This window comes from Georgenia sp. Z2081 (assembly GCF_055326445.1).
This window is the reverse complement of sequence record NZ_JBUZNK010000001.1, coordinates 309,204-323,626: the sequence shown is the minus strand read 5'-3', so window position 1 is coordinate 323,626 and position 14,423 is coordinate 309,204. Positions and strand designations below refer to the sequence as shown.

Sequence of the window (14,423 nt, the reverse complement as noted above, 5' to 3'; positions counted from 1 at the left end):
CGTGCGTGACCGGGCGGCCGTGGCCGAGGCGATGGAGAGGGCGGAGCGCGCCCGGTTCCTGCCGCCCGCCACGCGGCCGTACGCGGCCACCGACGCCCCGCTGACGATCGGGCACGGCGCCACGTGCTCCCAGCCGACCACGGTCGCCGCGATGCTCGAGCTGCTGGACGTGCCCGTGGGGGCGCGGGTCCTCGACGTCGGCAGCGGGTCCGGCTGGACGACGGCGATCCTCGCCCACCTGGTCGGCCCGGCCGGCCGGGTCCTCGCCGTCGAGCTGGTGCCCGAGCTCGTCGAACACAGTCGCGCAGCGCTGGACAGTCAGGAGTCGGCGCGGGTCGAGGTCCGCGTCGCGGAGCAGGGCGTGCTCGGTGCTCCCGAGGACGCGCCGTTCGACCGGATCCTCGTCTCGGCGATGTCGGACGCCGTTCCCGAGCGGCTCGCCCGACAGCTCGCGGTCGGCGGGGTCATGGTGGTGCCGGCGGGCGGGAGGCTCGTCCGGGTGAACAGGACCGAGGACGGGTGGGACGAGGAGACAGCGCCGGGCGGCTACGTGTTCGTCCCGCTGCGCTGAGGGGCGGGCGCTCAGCCCGGCACGACCACCTCGTCAGCGACGGTCACCGTCGACCGTCCAGCACTCTCCGCCAGTCGCCTCATCCTCGAGGTCAGCGGCGACTCGGTTCGCACGTGTCAGGTCGACGCTCGCCGGTCCGAGGTCGCGGGTCTGGTGTCGGAGGTCGGGCTCGAACAGCCACGTGATCGGTCCGACCTCGTGGTCGAGGTCGAGCATGGCGATCTGATCCGATGCCCCGTCCGCCATCGGCAGCCCCATGAGCTCGCCCCAGAACGTGGCGAGGCGGACCGGCTCCGGCGTCCGGAAGGAGTACATGCCGACCTGCACGTCGGGGTGGAGGGCGTCGTCGGACCGTGCCACGGGTATCGCCTGCCTTCGTCGTCGTCGAGCGCCGGGGCTCAGCCCCAGACCAGCGCCATCGACGGGTCCTCGAGGATCGTGGCGATGTCCTTGAGGACGAACGAGCCGAGCGCGCCGTCGACGAGGCGGTGGTCGAAGCTCAGCGCCAGCTGCGTCACCCACCGGACCGCGATCTCGCCCTCGTGCACCCACGGCTGCTGCCGCACGGCGCCCAGTGCGAGGATCGCGGCCTCCCCCGGGTTGAGGATCGGCGTGCCGGTGTCGATGCCGAAGGCGCCGACGTTGGTGATGGTGATGGTGCCGTCGGCCATCTGTGCCGGCTGGGTGCGGCCGGCGCGCGCCGACGACGTGAGCTCGCCGAGGGCTTGGGCGAGCTCCTTGAGGTTGAGCCGGTGGGCGTCCTTGACGTTGGGCACCACGAGGCCGCGGGGTGTCGCCGCCGCGATGCCGAGATTGACGTAGTGCTTGTAGACGATCTCCTGCGTGTCGTCGTCCCACGAGGCGTTGATCTCCGGGTGCCGGTTGACGGCCAGCAGCAGCGCCCGCATCGCGATGAGCAGCGGGGTGACGTGCAGGCCCTCGAACTCCCGGTCCTTCTTCAGCCGCGCGACGAGGTCCATCGTCCGCGTGACGTCGATCGTGTGGAACTCGGTGACGTGCGGGGCGGTGAAGGCGGACTGGACCATCGCCTCGGCCGTCCGGCGGCGCACCGACCGGGCGGGCACGCGCGTGCGACGGCCGTCCGGGGACACCGAGCCGCCCTCGAGCCACGGCTCGTCCTCGGACCACGTGGCCAGCTGCTGCACGTCGGACCGCTCGTGGAGCGCGACGACGTCCTCGCGCGTGACGATCCCGCCGGGCCCGGTGCCGTGGACCGAGTCGATGTCGACCCCGAGATCCCTCGCGAGCCGGCGGACCGGTGGCTTGGCCCGGGTCGGTCCGCCCGACGTCGGCACGAACCGCGTGCTCGACCCGCCGCGCGCGGGGACGGCCGGCCGAGCCGGGCCGGACGTCGGGTCGGCCGAGGACGCGGTACCGGGCGCGGGGCGGGGCCTCCCGGGGGCGACGCGCGTGCCGGCCGGCGAAGGACGCGAGACGAGCGGGGTCGGGCCGGTGGCACTCGAGGCGCCCGTCGAGGGGCCCGCCCCCTGGGTGGCGGGTACGGGACCGGAGGCCGGGGTGGCGGGCACCTGCGCGGCGGACGGCGTGGCGGTGAAGAGTGCAGGACCGGAGGACCCGGTGGCTCCCGACCCTGCGGGACCGGAGGCCGGGGTGGCGACCCGCGGCCGACGGCGCGCGGCACCGGGACGCGTCCCGTACCCCACGAGGACGGCGCCGGACCCGTCGCCCGCCTCGGCGCTCGCGTCGCCGGCGGCGGTGGCCGCCGGCTCGGGGGCGGCGTCGTCGTCGGGCTCGTCGGGGCGGGTGTCCAGCTCGACGATCGGCGCACCGACCTCGACGGTGGCCCCCTCCTCGACGAGGAGCGCGCGCACGGCACCCGACCAGGGGCTCGCCAGCTCGACGACCGACTTCTCCGTCTCGATCTCGCACAGCGCCTGGTTGACCTCGACGCGCTGGCCGACGCCGACCGACCAGCTGACGATCTCGGCCTCGGTCAGCCCCTCCCCCACGTCGGGCAGGCGGAAGGTCCGGTGACGCTGGTCGTTCATCTCGGCTCCTTGTCGTGACGGCTCAGGCGGCGAGCGAACGCTCGACGGCGTCGAGGATCCGGTCGAGGGAGGGCAGGTAGACGGACTCGTGCGTCGAGGCAGGGTACGGCGTGTGGTACCCACCCACGCGCAGGACCGGCGCCTCGAGCTCGTAGAAGCAGCGCTCCTGGACGGCGGCGGCCAGCTCGGCGCCCGGCCCGAAGAACGTCGGCGCCTCGTGGACGACCACGAGCCGGCCGGTGCGGTGGACGGAGGCGGCCACGGCATCGACGTCGAGGGGGGAGATCGAGCGCAGGTCGATGACCTCCAGGCTCGAGCCCTCCTGCTCGGCGACCTCCGCGGCCTGGAGTGCGACCTTCACGCCGGGCCCGTAGGTGGCGATCGTCAGGTCCGTGCCGGGCCGGACCACGCGGGCGGCGTGCAGGTCGTTCGTGAGCGCCCCGGGGCTGAGGTCGACGGGGGCGTCGAGCTCGACGGGACCCTTCTCCCAGTAGCGGGCCTTCGGCTCGAGGAACAGCACGGGGTCCGGGGAGGCGATGGCCTGCTGGATCATGGCGTAGCCGTCGGCGGCGTTCGCCGGACTGACGATCCGCAGGCCGGCCGTGTGGGCGAACAGCGACTCGGGCGACTCGCTGTGGTGCTCGATCGCCCCGATGTGGCCGCCGTAGGGCACACGCACGACCACCGGCATGCTCAGCGCGCCGGACGTGCGGTAGCTGAGCTTGGCGAGCTGCGTGGTGATCTGGTTGTAGGACGGGAAGATGAAGCCGTCGAACTGGATCTCGACCACGGGACGGTAGCCGGCCATCGCCAGGCCGACCGCCGTGCCGACGATGCCGGACTCCGCCAGCGGCGTGTCGACGACCCGGTCCGCGCCGAACTCGGCCTGCAGGCCGTCGGTCACCCGGAAGACGCCGCCGAGGGGGCCGACGTCCTCGCCCATGACGAGGACCGTGGGGTCGTGCGTCAGTGCCGCGCGCAGCCCGGCGTTGATGGCGCGCGCGAGCGGGAGCGTGGTCGCCGTGGCCGGCGGGGCGGGGTGCATCAGCGGGCCTCCTGCGCATACGCGGTGGTGCCGGTCGTGTCCGCGGTGGTGTTGCCGGTGGTGCCGGCCGTGTCCGCGGTGTCCGCGTCGGCGAACCCGGCCTCGAAAGCCGTCATCGCGGCGCGGTCGGCCTCGACCTGTGCGTGCGGGAGCGCGTGGACGTGGTCGAACATCTCCTCGGGCCGGCCGGCACGGTCGGCGAGGCAGGCGGCGCGGGTCTCGCGGGCGAGGGCCTCGGCGTCGGCCGTGACCGCCGCGAGGAAGGCGTCGTCGGCGAGGCCGGTGGCGAGCAGGTGGGCGCGCAGCCGGTCGATCGGGTCCTTCGCCCGCCACTCCTCCTCCTCCGCGCGCTCCCGGTAGCGGGTGGGGTCGTCCGACGTCGTGTGGGCACCCATCCGGTAGGTGACGGCCTCGACGAGCGTGGGGCCCTCGCCGGCCCGGGCCCGGCGCAGGGCCTCGGTCGTCGCCGCGTAGGAGGCCAGGACGTCGTTGCCGTCGACCCGGACCGCGGGGATGCCGACGCCGGGGCCACGCCGGGCGATCGGCACGCGCGACTGGACCCGGGTGGGGACCGAGATCGCCCAGCTGTTGTTCTGGCAGATCAGGACGACCGGCGCCTGGGCGGAGGCGGCGAAGACCAGCGACTCGTTGAAGTCGCCCTGCGAGGTGGCGCCGTCGCCGTGGTACACGACGACGGCCCGGTCGCGGTCGGTCCCGGTGCCGACGTCGCCGTCGCGCTGGATGCCCATCGCGAAGCCGACGGCGTGCAGCGTGTGGGCGGCGATCACGAACGTCTGGACCTGGAAGTTGTGCGCGCGGGGGTCCCACCCGCCGTGGCGGGTCCCGCGCATGACCGGCAGGAGGTCGGTCAGGGGCAGGCCACGGACGTGGGCGACGCCGTGCTCCCGGTAGCTGGGAAAGACCATGTCCGCGGGGCGCTGGGCGTGGGCGGAGCCGATCTGGATGCCCTCCTGGCCGAGGCTGGACGCCCACAGGCCGAGCTCGCCCTGGCGCTGGAGCAGCGTGGCCTCGGCGTCGAACGCGCGGGTGAGGATCATGTCGCGGTACATCGCGCGGAGCGTGTCGGGCGTGAGCTCGTCGACGAGCGGGCCGTAGACGGGGTGGTCGACGCGCTCGCCGGCCGGGGTGAGGAGCTGGACGACGGCGTCGTCCGGGTCGAGCGAGGCGCCGTGCGGGGCCGCGGGGCTGTTCTGGGTGTCGGGACCGTTCGGGGCGGTGCCGTTCGGCGTCGTGCTGCCGTCCGGGGCTGTGGCTGCCTCGCCGCCCACGGCCGACGGGCCGGCCGATGCGTGCGGGGCGTTCGTCGTGGGAACGGACACGTGGTCCTCCTTCGGTCGTCCGACGCTGTGGTGCTGGTTCGGGCCCGGACGTCGTCGTGCCGGCCGGCCCGGCGGTTCGCCCGGCGCGGCACCATCCTGCTCCTGCCCCCGGCCCGTGCCCGGCCGGCCACGCGATCTGCGCGGCCGGCCGGCGAGACTCCGCGCGCGATCGGCGCACCTCGTCCGAACCGTCGGGCACCGCTCGTGGATCAGCACGTGCGGGCCCGGCAAGCTACCTACGGTTGTGTAGGCTACACAGGTGTAGGTTCGAGCGCGAGCGCGCCGCGCGGTGGCCTGCCCCACACCCTGAGCCGTCACCCAGGCAATTGGGTAGGTACCGAGTCAATCGACCGGGGGCACTGACTCGATACCTACCTCACTGACTCACCGACAGGGCCGGCCGCCCTGCCACCTCGCGGCACTACGCCCCTACCATCGCGGCATGAGCGGACTCGTCCCGTACCTGCTGTTCCCGGGAACCGCCCGCGAGGCGATGGAGCACTACCGGGCGGTGTTCGGCGGTGAGCTCACGGTCGTCGACTACGGGGAAGCCGGGCGGCACGACGGGCCGCCGGACGCGGTCGCCCACGCGATGCTGGTCGGCCCCGTCGAGATCGCCGGCGCGGATGCCGGTGCGAACGAGGACGGCGTGGCCATGACCGGCATGTTCCTCTCGCTGCTCGGTACGGCCGGACCGGGCACCCTCGCCGCCTGGTTCGACGCGCTCTCCGCAGCTGGCCGCGTCATCGACCCGCTGCAGGCGCGACCGTGGGGCGACCACGACGGCACCCTGGTGGACCGCTACGGGGTGCGGTGGCTCATCGGCCACGAGGGCTGAGCTCGCCTCGACGACGAGGGCCAGGCCCGAACGGCCCCCGGCTCGCGGCCGCGCACGGGCGGGACCGAGTGCGCGCCCGACGTCGCAGAGCTCCGACCGCATGTCCGACGAAGGGCACCGCGCTCCGCGCTCCCAGCCCATGCACTCAGCGAGCGCTCAGCCCATGCGCTCGGCCACGAGCGCGAGAACGGCGTCGGTGTCCTCGCTCGTCCCGATGCTGATCCGCACCCCGTCGCCCGGGAAGGGCCGGACGAGCAGGCCGACCTCGCGGGCGGCGTCCGCGAACGGCGCCGCGCCGTCGCCCAGCTGCAGCCACACGAAGTTGGCCTGGGTGTCCGGGATCTCGAGCCCGAGCGCGCGCAGCCCCGCCACGAGCCGCTCGCGCTCCGCGACGACCTCGGCGACGCGCCGGCGGATCTCCGCATCGGCGTCGAGGGCCGCGAGCGCCGCCGCCTGCGCGGGGCTGGAGACTCCGAACGGGGTCGAGGCCGCGCGGATGCCGGCCACGACGTCGGGATGACCGAGGGCGTAACCCACGCGCAGACCGGCGAGGGAGGCGGCCTTGGAGAACGTCCGCAGGACCACGAGGTTCGGGTGCGCGGGCAGCAGCGAGGGACCGTCGGTCGGGTCGTCCGCGGTGACGAAGTCGATGTAGGCCTCGTCGAGGAGGACGAGCACCGTCGGCGGGACGTCGGCGAGGAACTGCTCGACCTCCCCCCGCGTGAGCGCGGTGCCGGTCGGGTTGTTCGGTGAGCAGAGCAGGATCACGCGGGTGCGGTCGGTGACCGCCTCGGCCATCGCGTCGAGGCGGTGGCGCCCTTCGGCATCGACCGGTACGCGCACCATGGACGCGCCGGTGACCTGTACGGCGATCGGGTACGCCTCGAAGCTGCGCCAGGGAGCGACGACCTCGTCCCCCGGCCCGGAGGTCGCTCGCAGGATCGTCTCGAGCACCGCGGTCGAGCCGCCGCCGAGCGCCACCTGCTCGGGCGCCACGCCGTGCCGGGTCGCCAGCGCCTCGACGAGGTCCACGGCAGCCATGTCGGGGTAGCGCCCCGAGTCCTGGACGGCGGCGAGCACGGCCTCGGCCACGCCGGGCAGCGGCGGGTAGGGCATCTCGTTGGACGACAGCTTGGCGACCGGCCGGTCCTGCGCGGGGCGCTCGCCGGGGACGTAAGCGGGCAGCGACGCGATGTCGGCCCGCAGGAGATCGGCGGGGTGTGCGGGGCTGGGCGGGAACGTGCTGGCCATCGGTCCAGCATGCCCCGCCCCACCCCTGCGCGGGGCACAGGGTCACGGAGCGGCCCTCCCACCGTGCGAGGTCGGCGCGGGGGACGCGGGGGACGCGGGGGACGCGGGGGACGCGGGGGACGCGGGGCGAGGATCAGCGTCCGCGGGGCCACCAGGGGATGCGCGGGCGCGGGGTGACGACGTTCGGGACCCGCTCCCGGATCGCGTTCGTGATGACGCCCGTGCCGTAGGAGGCGTCGTCGAGCAACCGCATGGCCAGGCTCTTGACCGGCCCGAGACGCGTGGGCCGGAGGATGTGGTCACGTACCGGCTCCCACATCATGGCTGCCGCCACCCCGCGCGCAAGCCCGGAGCGTGGCGTCGACGCGAGGACGGCCCAGCCGACCGGCCACCAGTCGCGGCGCAGCAGGTGTCCCGTCCAGAAGCCGTCGGACCAGATCTGCCGGCCGGCCATCTCGGCGACGACGCTCAGCGGCACCTCGTCGGGCAGGCTCGCGCGCTGGCGGGCGAGCTCGTAGCCGGCGACGCCGGCGGCCAGCCACCGGTGCCCGGTCGAGGCCAGCCCGATGACGGCGAGGCCGGACAGGCTCGGCGAGGCCGGGGTGAGGCGGAGCGGGTGCCGCTGCTCGAGAAGCGCGGCGGAGCTGCCGTACCCGGCGCGGCGGCCCATGAAGGCCCGCCACGTGGTCCGCACCTCGTGGAACACCTGAACGTCCGGGGCGTACAGGACGTTCCAGCCCGCCTCGTCCATTCGCCAGAACAGGTCGACGTCCTCGCCGATGCGCAGGCCCGGCTCGAACGGCGGGTCGGTGACGGCGGAGCGCCGCACGAGGACCGCGGCGCTGGGCAGCCAGCCGACCATGACGCCGTGGACGACGCGGCTGGGGACCGGTCCCATGTCGATCTCGGAGCGGGTGTCCTCGTAGAGCTCGATGGCGCTGTCCCCGTCGAACCGCGGGCGCACGCGAGGACCGACCGCGCCGAGCTGCTCGTCGTCGAGCATGGGGCGCAGGCGGGCGATCCAGTCGTCGCTCGCGCGCGCGTCGGAGTCGATGAACGCGATGAACGGCGCACTGGTCGCAGCGAAGCCGGTGTTGCGGGCGCCGCCCGGCCCCTGGTTGACGTCGTGCCGGATGAGTCGTGCGCCGTAGTGGTCGGCGATCGCCGCGATCCGGGACGCGTGCTCCGGGTCGGGGGTGGCGTCGTCGACGACGGTCACCGGGTGCCCCTCGACGGCGAGCGAGGCCAGCAGCGGGTCCAGCAGGGTCGGGTCCCCGTACATCGGGATGACGACCTCGACGTCGGTGACCTCGCCGTAGGCGACCGGCTTGGGGTGGACGATGCCGAGGTCGAGGAGGAACCGTGCGGCGGCGCGCTCGGTGTCGTCCGCCGCCTCGGCGCCGTGCTCCTCGGCGTCGCAGACCCGGGTGGCGAAGTCCCGGAACTCCTCGGGGACCACGGTGACGGAGAACGGCGAGCCTCCCAGGACCACCCGGCCGGCCCGCAGCACGGTCCCGGGCGCCCAGACCACGGTCCGGCCGGCGACGACGTCGACCTCCCCGCGCTCCGGGGGCTCCGGGAAAGGCGGCGGCCCCCAGGGCGTGGTCGTCGCGTCGGTCGTCGTCACGTCGTCTCCTGTCGTACCGGGTGCGGGTCCGGTGCCGACGCACTGACGACGACACCCGTCCCATTCTCCCAGCCGGTGGGAACCGGAGAGCCCGCCCGGTAGGCGTTCGCTCCGGGCGAAGGCCGGCCCGTCATGGCCCGGCGTGGGTCGGCCCAGCGCGGCGCAGTCCGGCCCGGCGGCCCCCACCCGCCCGCTCGGCCGCCCCGTCAGTCCCGCTCGAGCTCGACGACCACCGACGTCGTCACGGCCCCCTCCTCCCCCACTCCGAGCAGGCGACGGAACTCGTCGTCGACGTGGGCGACGTCGTACTCGTGCCCGCGGTGCTCGAGGACGCCGTCCCATGCGCCGGCGGAGTGCTCGGGGTAGTGCCCCTCGAACGGGAAGACGTCGCCGAGGTCGCGCGGGCGGGTGGAGGTGTCGACCGTGTAGGCGCTCCGGCTCCCGGTCTCGGCGTTCGGCGCGACGTGCGGGACGGGTGCGCCGTCGAGGCCGGACACGGCGTCGTCAGCGACGTCGATGCTCAGGTGGTGACCGGCCACGGGTGCGCCCGCGTGCGCGATCGGCGCGTTGAGCGCCACGCTCGCCCGCAGGTCGTACCGGCGGGCGTCGTCCCCCGCCGCCCAGTGCGCCACGCCCAGCCCGCCCTGGCTGTGCCCGATCATCCCGACGGCGTCCCCGTCCCGGGCCCCGGCGACCTCGAGCGCCTCCGAGATGCCCTCGAGCAGTGCGGAGCTGCCGGTGGCGGCGAGCTCGATGTTCGAGGCGTTGTCCATGAGGTTGTCGGGGTCGGCCACCGTCGCGTCCGCGCTGGTGCCGGGGATGACGACGACGAACGACGTCGACCCGTCGGCGTGCTCGGTCCGCAGCACCTCCAGGTGCGGGCGGTCGGCTCGACCGGACTCGGCGTGGAGCGGGTCGATCCGGTCGATGAGGTCGCCGACGGAGCCGGGCCGGGTCCCGGCGAGGGGCTCCGGACCACGGTCGGAGGCCGGTCGGCGCGAGAGCAGCGAGCCCGGTGCGGACAGGTCCCGGGGCGCGCCGAACCGCAGACCGGCCACGCCGGCGACCGGCGCCAGGAGGCCCGGGACGGGCTCGGGGTCGAGCACGGCGCGCGCCCCACCCGGTACACCGGCGAGCAGGCCGCGCGCCAGGGGCAGGGCCGCGAGCGCGGCCATCTCGCCGTCCGCCGCGTCCCGGTCGACGGCGGCGAGGAGGGGCCCCCGCCCCACGGCACCGACCGCGGCATCGACCAGCCCACCGGCCGCGGCCACGTCGGCGTCGAGCTCCGCGGCGATACCCGCGCCGCCCGGCCGGGCCGCCCAGCCCGGGCTCGTGAGGATCCCGTACCCCGGGAGGGCCCAGGTGGCCGGGTTGCGAGAGGCGACCACACGCCCTGAGATCAGACGCGGCAGGCCGGTGGCGTTGGACAGGGCGCCGAGCACGTGGAAGAGGGCGCCGGCGGTGCCGTCCGCGTGCTCGATCCGCGCCGCCCACCCGCGCAGGCCGTTCGCGAGATCCTCGGCGCGCCCGGCGACGGCGCCGAGCGTGTCCGCCACCGCCTGCGCGGACGCCCTGGCCGCCGCGAACTCGGCGGCGAGCGCGGGGTCGTGGGCGGCGTTCGGGACCGGGACGAGGAGGCGGCCACCGTGCTGCGGGCTCGAGCCGACGAGCCGGAGCGGCCCGGCGGCCGCCCTCAACCCCGCCGCGACCTCGTCGACCTCGCTCGCCATCCGGCGCACCTCGGCAGTGTCGACGTCCATACCGTCGGCCGAGGAGGAGACGTGCTCCCGCGCGACGGGATCGGGCGGCACCGGGGGGTCGGGCCGGTCACCGGCGACGGGTCGGATCAGCCCACCCATCGCACCGCCCCCACGCCGGGCGCGCCCTGGATATCGATCCGCAGCGTGAGGCCGAGGAGCCGTCCCTCCAACCCGCGCAGCTCACCGATCGCGGAGTCGACGTCCCCGCGGAGCACCTCTCGCGACTCCGTGGCCGCCGCGCCCGCCTCACCCGTCCAGCGCATCGGAACGCAGGACGACAGTCTGTCCCGCACGCCCTCCACCGCCGTGACCTGCGCGCGCACCCGCTGCAGGTCCGCCTCGATCTGGTCGAGCATCACGCCCCCTCTCTCCTGCCCGGCACGCTAGGTGCGTCCCTGGCGGAGGGCAGCGGCGATCGGCGGCACCTGTGGGCACCGGCACCGGGAGGCGGGCTGTGGGGACGGCGGCGCCGGTCAGACGTGGATCAGTCGGCCCGTGGGGACGGCGGCGCCCATCAGGCGCGGGTCAGGTCAGGCGCGGGGCAGGTCAGGCGTGGATCAGTCGGCCGCGAGCGGCTGCCTGGCGGCCCAGTCGGCCAGCTCGACGCGCGGTCCCGTGTAGAACGGGATCTCCTCGCGCACGTGCCGTCGCGCGTCGACGGCGCGCAGCTCGCGCATGACGTCGACGATGCGGTGCAGCTCGGGGGCCTCGAAGGCGAGGATCCACTCGTAGTCGCCGAGCGCGAACGCGGAGACGGTGTTGGCGCGCACGTCCGGGTAGTCGCGGGCGGCCATGCCGTGCTCCCGCAGCATGCGGGAGCGTTCCTCCGCGGGGAGGACGTACCACTCGTAGGACCGGACGAACGGGTAGACGCAGATGTAGTCGCCCGCCGGCTCTCCGGCGAGGAACGCCGGGACGTGGCGGCGGTTGAACTCGGCCGCGCGGTGCAGGCCGACGACCGACCACACCGGCTCGAGCGCGGACCCGAGGTCGCTCGCGCGCAGCGCGTGGTAGGCGGCCTGGACCTCCTCGATGGTCTCGGCGTGCCACCACACCATGAGGTCGGCGTCGGCGCGCAGGCCCGCGACGTCGTACCAGCCACGCAGCTCGACGCCGGTCGCGCGCACCGCCCGCTCCGCGTCGGCCGCGAGCGCGTCCCGCTCAGCGGCGCCGGTCGGCAGCGGCTGGGTCGTGGCGAACACCGACCACATCGTGTAGCGGATGCGCTCGTTGAGCGCCTCGGCGTCGTGCTCGGTCAGGTCGTTCGCGGACCCGGCCCCGCCGCCGATCACACCTCCGGCGTCCGTCGCACCCGTCGTCCCGTCGTTCACGCGCTCTCCTCGATCGCCGTCACCACGTCGTCGGGCTGCCCGCACAGCGCGAGCCGCCCGTCGTCGACCCCGTCGCGCACCGCGCAGCAGGCGACCGCGCAGGCCGAGTCCCACGCCGGCAGGTCGCCGACGACCGCGCGCCGGCCCTCGGCACCGGCCGGCACCCCCCGCGCCTCGGCGGCGCGGTCGAGCAGAAGGTCGGCAAGTCCCGCCACGAACTGGGCATACGTTCCGGCCGTCGCCGCGCGGGCGAGGCGCAGGCCGAGCTCCTCGGCGGTCTCGGCGGCCTCCGTGTCGAGGTCGTAGACGACCTCCATGTGGTCCGAGACGAACCCGATCGGGCTGAGCACCACGGAGCCCCGGCCGGTGGCGGCGAGGTCGCGCAGCGCGTCGTTGACGTCGGGCTCGAGCCACGGGGTGCGCGGGTCGCCGGACCGGGAGCAGTAGGTCAGCGACCAGTCGAGCTCACGGCCCAGGCGCCGCCCGACCTCGGCCGACACGAGCCGGGCGACCTCCTCGTGCTGCTCGGCGTAGGTCGCCGCGGTCCGCCGGCCCGAGGCCACCTCCATCGTCGTGGGGATGGAGTGCGTGACGAACATCAGGTGCGGCTCGCCGCCGAGGGCCCGCATCGACTCCTCGACCGCGTCGGCGTTGGCCGAGACGAAGCCGGGGTCGTTGAAGTAGGGCCGCACCTTGTCGACCACGAGGGGGCGCCCCTCGGCCACGAGCGCCGGGACGTAGCGCCCGACGTCCTGGCGGTACTGGCGGCAGCTCGAGTACGAGCCGTACGCCGAGGTGGCGACCATGGCCACCCGCCGGGCGCCGGCGTCGTAGAGCTCGCGCAGGACGTCGATGCCGTCCGGGTCCCAGTTGCGGTTGCCCCAGACCACCGGCACGTCGATCCCGCGCGCGGCGGTCTCGGTACGCAGGGCGGCGAGGAGGTCGCGGTTGAGGTCGTTGATGGGACTGCGGCCGCCGAACGCGTAGTAGTGCTCGCCGACCTCCTCGAGCCGCTCGTCGGGGATGCCGCGCCCGGCGGTGACGCGACGCAGGAACGGGACGACGTCCTCGGGCCGCTCGGGGCCGCCGAAGGACATGAGCAGCACGGCGTCGTAGGGCGCCAGGGCGCCGGCCGTCACGGGGGGCGCGGTCCGTGCGGAACCGCCCGGAGCGTCCTGCCCCCGCGGAGGGTCCTGCTCCCCGGTCGTCGGTCGGCCGGTCGTCACGGTCACTTGGCGGTCCTCCTTGCGGGTGGGCGGCCCTGTCCGGCGCCGGCGCCCGCGGTCTCGTCGGCCACGGCGATGCCGGTGACGAGCTCGAGGGCGCGGACGAACTCCTCGCCCCGGCCGTCGCGCCCGGCCGCCCGTGCCGCGACCGTCGGTGGGTGGGCGAGGCGCGCGGCGAGGCGCCTCAGGGCCTGCGCCGCCTGGTCGGCGGGCACGGTGCCCGCCATGGGAAGTCGGGTGAGCTCGTCCTCCAGCGCGGATCCGACGCGGTCACGCACGGCGACCACCACGTCGTCCATCGCGCGCTCGGCGCGGGTCTCGACGACGACGCGCACCTCCTCGGCGAGGACCTCCTGGGCGTGGCGGACCTGCCCCTCGGTCGCGGCCGGCGCGTGCGCCTTGACGGTGTCGAGGTCGACGACGACGACGCCGGGCAGCGCGGCGGCCTCCGCCGAGACGTCGTGGCGCAGCGCGAGGTCGACGACGACCAGCGGCTCCGTGGTCCCGGCCGCTCGCCGGGCCGCCAGGGCGGACGACATCGCGTCGGCGTCGACGACCGGTGTGCCCGTGCCGCGGCAGGCGACGACGACGTCGGCGAGCGCGAGCTCCTCGGCCAGGTCGCCCGCGGCACGCACGTGCTCGGCGTCGGCGAAGCCGCGGGCCCGGCCGCTGGCCGACCACACGGCGATGGTCGTGCACTCCCGGCGGCGCAGCGCGGCGACGGTGGCGCCGGCGTAGGCGCCGGTGCCCACCACGAGGGCGCGGGCGCCGGACCACGAGCTGCGGGGCAGCTCACCGGACTCGGGCGTCCAGGCCTCGTCGTCGCGGGGGCACGCCGGGCGCGCCCGGACCGTGCCTGCGAGGTCGAGGGCGACTGCCACGACGGAGCGGCCGGCGGCGGCGAGGTCGGTGTCGACGGCGATCCGGCGCGAGGCGCGCGAGGCGCGCTGCAGCGCGTCCTCCAGGGCCGGGGTGGTCGCGCCGGCGGCGCGGGCGTCCTCGAGTGCGCGCCGGACCTGACCGACGATCTCGCGCTCGCCGACGACCATCGCGTCGAGGCCGGAGGCGACCTCGAAGAGGTGCCGGACGGCGTCGTGGCCGTCGGTGCGTCCGGTGAGGTCGTCGATCTCGAGGGGGTCCACGCCGCTGGTCGAGGCGAGGGCGGCGCGCGCGGCGTCGAGCGCCGCGTCCGGGTCGGCGGCCTCGAGGTAGAGCTCGACCCGGTTGCAGGTGGCGAGCACGACGGCGCCGTCGACGGCCGGGTGGTCGGCCAGGAGGGTGGGCAGGGAGTCGACTCCGACGCTGAGCCGCTCGAGGTCGTCGAGCGTCACCGAGTGGTGGTCGGCGGAAAGCAGGGTGAGCGGCACCGAGACAGGTTAGCAATTCGACGCGAAGAAGTTTCTC

13 protein-coding genes are annotated in these 14,423 nt (G+C 75.2%); 2 read left to right on the top strand and 11 right to left on the bottom strand.

Annotated features, from left to right (window positions below; all coding sequences use genetic code 11):
- Position 1: 1 nt before the first annotated feature.
- A complete protein-coding gene (locus tag ACZLKG_RS01525; protein ID WP_425707438.1) occupies positions 2–571 on the top strand; it encodes a protein-L-isoaspartate O-methyltransferase family protein in 570 nt (189 codons plus the stop codon).
- Between the two features lie 33 nt (positions 572–604).
- On the opposite strand, the gene ACZLKG_RS01520 is transcribed toward ACZLKG_RS01525, so the two are convergent.
- The 4 genes from ACZLKG_RS01520 to pdhA are packed head-to-tail and all read right to left on the bottom strand — an operon-like array spanning position 605 to position 4,986.
- Entirely contained in the window at positions 605–931 is a 327-nt protein-coding gene (locus ACZLKG_RS01520) for a hypothetical protein (protein WP_463647683.1), read from the bottom strand.
- A 38-nt stretch (positions 932–969) separates the two neighbouring features.
- Entirely contained in the window at positions 970–2,601 is a 1,632-nt protein-coding gene (locus ACZLKG_RS01515; protein ID WP_463647682.1) for a dihydrolipoamide acetyltransferase family protein, read from the bottom strand.
- A gap of 22 nt (positions 2,602–2,623) precedes the next feature.
- Entirely contained in the window at positions 2,624–3,646 is a 1,023-nt protein-coding gene (locus ACZLKG_RS01510; protein WP_425707435.1) for an alpha-ketoacid dehydrogenase subunit beta, read from the bottom strand.
- Positions 3,646–4,986 (bottom strand): pyruvate dehydrogenase (acetyl-transferring) E1 component subunit alpha, encoded by a 1,341-nt coding sequence (gene pdhA / locus ACZLKG_RS01505; RefSeq protein WP_463647681.1) that lies wholly within the window; start codon positions 4,984–4,986, stop codon positions 3,646–3,648. The genes ACZLKG_RS01510 and pdhA overlap by 1 nt, the downstream gene beginning before the upstream one ends.
- Positions 4,987–5,428: 442 nt before the next feature.
- Between pdhA and ACZLKG_RS01500 the strand changes: the two genes are divergently transcribed.
- Positions 5,429–5,824 (top strand): VOC family protein, encoded by a 396-nt coding sequence (locus tag ACZLKG_RS01500; protein ID WP_463647680.1) that lies wholly within the window; start codon positions 5,429–5,431, stop codon positions 5,822–5,824.
- A 156-nt stretch (positions 5,825–5,980) separates the two neighbouring features.
- Here ACZLKG_RS01500 and hisC read toward each other — a convergent pair whose 3' ends face one another.
- From hisC to ACZLKG_RS01465, 7 genes are all read right to left on the bottom strand, one after another.
- The gene (hisC, locus tag ACZLKG_RS01495) at positions 5,981–7,075 is read right to left on the bottom strand and encodes a histidinol-phosphate transaminase (RefSeq protein WP_425707432.1); all 1,095 of its coding nucleotides are present in this window, start codon (positions 7,073–7,075) and stop codon (positions 5,981–5,983) included.
- Positions 7,076–7,208: 133 nt separating this feature from the next.
- Positions 7,209–8,702, bottom strand: a complete 1,494-nt coding sequence (gene mftF, locus ACZLKG_RS01490) for a mycofactocin biosynthesis glycosyltransferase MftF (RefSeq protein ID WP_425707431.1) — start codon at positions 8,700–8,702, stop codon at positions 7,209–7,211.
- A gap of 206 nt (positions 8,703–8,908) precedes the next feature.
- Entirely contained in the window at positions 8,909–10,561 is a 1,653-nt protein-coding gene (locus tag ACZLKG_RS01485; protein ID WP_463647679.1) for a hypothetical protein, read from the bottom strand.
- Complete coding sequence (locus ACZLKG_RS01480) at positions 10,549–10,818, bottom strand: hypothetical protein (RefSeq protein ID WP_425707429.1); 270 nt, start codon at positions 10,816–10,818, stop codon at positions 10,549–10,551. Before ACZLKG_RS01480 ends, ACZLKG_RS01485 begins: the two co-directional genes overlap by 13 nt.
- A gap of 201 nt (positions 10,819–11,019) precedes the next feature.
- Positions 11,020–11,721 carry a hydrogen peroxide-dependent heme synthase gene (gene hemQ / locus ACZLKG_RS01475; RefSeq protein WP_425707626.1) on the bottom strand — a complete coding sequence of 234 codons (702 nt, stop codon included), beginning with the start codon at positions 11,719–11,721 and terminating at the stop codon, positions 11,020–11,022.
- A 68-nt stretch (positions 11,722–11,789) separates the two neighbouring features.
- Entirely contained in the window at positions 11,790–13,025 is a 1,236-nt protein-coding gene (locus ACZLKG_RS01470; protein WP_463647678.1) for a ferrochelatase, read from the bottom strand.
- Entirely contained in the window at positions 13,022–14,386 is a 1,365-nt protein-coding gene (locus ACZLKG_RS01465; RefSeq protein ID WP_425707428.1) for a glutamyl-tRNA reductase, read from the bottom strand. The genes ACZLKG_RS01470 and ACZLKG_RS01465 overlap by 4 nt, the downstream gene beginning before the upstream one ends.
- Positions 14,387–14,423 lie beyond the last annotated feature (37 nt).